Annotated in this window: 2 protein-coding genes; one reads left to right on the top strand and one right to left on the bottom strand. The window is 62.7% G+C overall.

Features of this window, described 5'->3' with window-relative positions; translation table 11 throughout:
- On the bottom strand, positions 1 to 259 hold a 259-nt coding region (locus tag U1769_RS24945), incomplete at its 3' end, for a VOC family protein (RefSeq protein ID WP_503644622.1).
- Positions 260 to 277: 18 nt separating this feature from the next.
- Between U1769_RS24945 and U1769_RS24940 the strand changes: the two genes are divergently transcribed.
- A partial coding sequence (locus U1769_RS24940) for a tetratricopeptide repeat protein (RefSeq protein WP_332720858.1) occupies positions 278 to 1,478 on the top strand: 1,201 nt, incomplete at its 3' end.

Raw genomic sequence — 1,478 nt, 5'->3', positions numbered from 1 at the left:
GAAAGGCCATCGCGCTGGCGGACGCACCATGTTCGTTGCGAAAGGCAGCGACGCGACCATCGGCGTCGCGGTTGAGCATCAGGTTGATGCGACCCTGTTTGTAGCGGGTGATGTTCTTGGTTGGGTGGCGGTGGCTGGGGACGAAGCCTAGCTGCTCGAACTGCCTGCCCATGGCCACCGGATCGGGCGAGGTGAATTCGACGAACTCGAAGCCGTTCAGGCCCAAAGGATTACGGCTTGGGTTGGTTGCGTCGATCATCGCTGCATCCTCCGGAAAGTGAGCCAAAGGTTAGTCCAATTCGGCATATGGTGTCAAATGATACTAATATGCGCTTGCCAATCCACCTGTGCAGGACGAGGTTCGTATCGAAGGGGAAACGACCATGTTCCGTGCGTTCCGATGTCGATGATGGCGTTATCGCTGCTGGCGGCGGGTGTCGTGCATGCGCAGGAGCAGGTCGAGGTCAAGCAGCCCAGCGCGGCATTCACCGCCGCGTTTGAAAGCGGCGATATGCCCAAGGCGCTGCCCCTGATCGAGCCTGATGCCAAAGCGTGCATCGTGGCGGCTGGCGGCGATAAGGCGACCACCGACTCGCTCGACAGCTGCGTGATGCTGATGGCCTATTACGGCGCGGCGCTGAGCGAAGGTGGCCGATCGATCGAAGCGGTGCCGATCGCGCGCAAGGCGGCCGAGGTGGCGGCGACATTTGGCTTGGAGAGCGAGGTCTCGCTGCTGGCCAACTTCGTTTACGGGCTGGCGCTGGAGCGACAAGGCCAACATGCCGCCGCCGAAAAGCCGTTCCAGATCGCGCTGGCGGGGGCCGAAAAGCTGTTGGCGGACGAAATCGAGCTGTCCTCCTATCTTGCCCGCCGCGCCAATAATCTGGTGATGCTGGCGCGGTTCACCGAGGCATTGCCGATTGCCGAACGTGCGATCGCCATTGCCGGTGACACGGCGGACGGCAATTTCTTTCGGCTGATGCAGGGCAATGCGTTGATGCGGCTGGGGCGGTTGAATGAGGCGGAACAGACGTTCCGCACCGGCGTGCAACGACTGACGGTGTTGATGGGACCGGGCACGCCGCAGACCTTGGGGCTGCGCGAGGCGCTCGCCCTGTGCCTCGAAGAGCAGAACCGGCCCGAAGAAGCGATTGCGATCTGGCGCGACACGCTGGCGATCCGCCGTTCGCAAGGGGACAATGCCGCCATCGGCGACAGTCTGACCGGCCTTGGCGTCGCGCTGATGCGGATGGGGCAGCATCGCGAGGGCGAAGCGGTGCTGCGTGATGCGTTGACGCTGCGACTGCGCTTTTATGGCGAGACGAGCAATTTCACCGGTCTGGCCTATTCAAATCTGGGGCTGGTGCTGATGGAAACCGGCCAGCTGGAGGAATCTGCGCTGATGTTCACCCGGGCGCTTGGCGTGCTCAGCGCATCGGGCGGGGCAAACCCGGAAGAGCTGGTGATCGTGCTGAACA

This window comes from Parasphingomonas zepuensis (genome assembly GCF_036663735.1).
Taxonomy (GTDB): domain Bacteria; phylum Pseudomonadota; class Alphaproteobacteria; order Sphingomonadales; family Sphingomonadaceae; genus Sphingomonas.
Note: the sequence above shows the minus strand (reverse complement) of the source record. Positions and strands in the feature narration are given on the sequence as shown.